Source organism: Micromonospora sp. CV4 (assembly GCF_003667455.1).
Taxonomy (GTDB): Bacteria; Actinomycetota; Actinomycetes; order Mycobacteriales; family Micromonosporaceae; genus Micromonospora.
In genome coordinates this window covers 1-1,947 of sequence record NZ_RCVI01000070.1, presented here as the reverse complement: position 1 = coordinate 1,947, position 1,947 = coordinate 1, and the positions used below count along the sequence as shown (strand labels likewise).

Sequence of the window (1,947 nt, the reverse complement as noted above, 5' to 3'; positions counted from 1 at the left end):
CCCCCGCGCGCCCGGGCGCCCCTCGGCCGCGTAGCGCCACGCCGCCGCGCGGCCGATCCGCCGTCATCGGTTCTCCCGTCGTGCGGTCGCCGCCGGGGGAGAACCCACCGGAATCGGACCGAGGGGTTTCCCATGCTCGCCTTCGCACCACTGACCGGCGTGGTCGGCGCCGCCGGCGCCGCGCTGTCCTGGCTCACCGATCTGCTCGAACCGCTGGCCGGCGGCATGGCGACCGCCGTCGCCATCGTGCTGTTCACCATCGCCGTGCGGCTGCTGATCTCGCCGCTCACCGTCGCTCAGGTCCGCGGGGAGCGGCGCCGCGCGGCGCTCGCCCCGCAGGTGCGTGACCTTCAGCAGCGGTACGCCGACGACCCGGCGAAGCTCCAGAGCGAGGTTTTCGCGCTGTACCGGTCGGCCGGCGCCAACCCGATCGCCGGCTGCCTGCCGTTGCTGCTCCAGGCGCCGTTCCTGCTGGTCCTGTACCGGCTGTTCACCACCAGTGAGGGCGGCACCGGGCTGCTTCAGGAACAGCTGGCCGGGGTGCCGCTGGGCCACCATCTCGGCGACGGACTGGCCGGGGCGGCGGGTCCGCTCTTCGCCGTCCTCCTGGCCGTCCTGCTGGTGTTGGCCTGGTGGTCGTCCCGGCGGGCCCGGAGGGCTTCGGCGGCGGTCGGGACGGTGGCCGGTACGCCCACCGAGGGGCCGGGCGCGGCGACGCTCGGCCGGCTGCTGCCCCTGCTGCCGTTCACGACGGTGCTCGTGGCGCTGGTGCTGCCGCTCGCGGCGGTCATCTACCTGGTCACCACGACCGCCTGGTCGGCACTGGAACAGGTGGTGCTCCGACGGCCGCAGGCGGCTCCGGCGAGCACTGAGATAAATCGACGTTGACAACTGTTTCGGGGGGACGTACAACTCTGAGAGAGCGCTCTCTCGACCCGTCCCCCGCAGAGAGGCACGTCCATGTCACCACCTCCGGCGGCCATCGCCGCCCCGCCCGCCCGACGCCGCATGCTGGCGTCCGTCCTGCTCGTCGCCACCACCACCGCCCTGGCCGGGGTCACCGTGACCGCGCAGGCCGCCGTGCCGCCGCCCCCGGCCGGCTGGACCACCGTCTGGAGCGACGACTTCACCGGCGCCGCCGGCACCCTGCCGTCGGCCGCCAACTGGATCATCGACACCGGCCACAACTACCCCGGAGGCCCGGCCAACTGGGGCACCGGAGAGATCCAGAACTACACCGCCAGCACGGCCAACGTCAGCCACGACGGCGGCGGCAACCTGCGGATCACGCCGCTGCGCGACGGTGGCGGCGGCTGGACCTCCGCCCGGATCGAGACCGTGCGCAGCGACTTCAAGGCCCCGGCCGGCGGGGTGCTGGCCATCGAGGGCCGGATCCAGATGCCGAACGTCACCGGCGCCGCGGCGGCCGGCTACTGGCCGGCGTTCTGGGCGCTCGGTGCGCCCTACCGGGGCAACTACCAGAACTGGCCGGGCATCGGCGAGTTCGACGTGATGGAGAACGTCAACGGCATCAACTCCGTCTGGGGGGTGCTGCACTGCGGCGTCGCGCCGGGCGGCCCGTGCGACGAGTTCAACGGCATCGGCGCGTCCCGGGCCTGCCCGGGAGCGAGCTGCCAGTCGGCGTTCCACACCTACCGGTTCGAGTGGGACGCCTCCAGCAGCCCGCAGCAACTGCGCTGGTACGTCGACGGGCAGCTGTACCACACCGTCACGCAGAGTCGGGTCGGCGAGCCGGCCTGGTCGCAGATGACCTCGCACGCCGGCTACTTCCTGCTGCTCAATGTGGCGATGGGCGGGGCGTTCCCGAACGGGGTGGCGGGCAGCGGCACGCCGACCGCAGCGACCGTTCCCGGCCGGCCGATGCTGGTCGACTACGTGGCGGTGTGGTACAGCTGCCCGTCGACGTACCAGCGCAGTTGCTGCGGG

The 1,947-nt window shown here is 73.1% G+C and carries 2 protein-coding genes; both read left to right on the top strand.

What is annotated here, in order from left to right:
• Positions 1–132: 132 nt before the first annotated feature.
• Positions 133–888: a YidC/Oxa1 family membrane protein insertase gene (locus EAD98_RS00395; RefSeq protein WP_121652124.1), complete on the top strand. Its 756-nt coding sequence runs from the start codon at positions 133–135 to the stop codon at positions 886–888.
• A gap of 72 nt (positions 889–960) precedes the next feature.
• A partial coding sequence (locus tag EAD98_RS00390) for a glycoside hydrolase family 16 protein (protein ID WP_121652125.1) occupies positions 961–1,947 on the top strand: 987 nt, incomplete at its 3' end.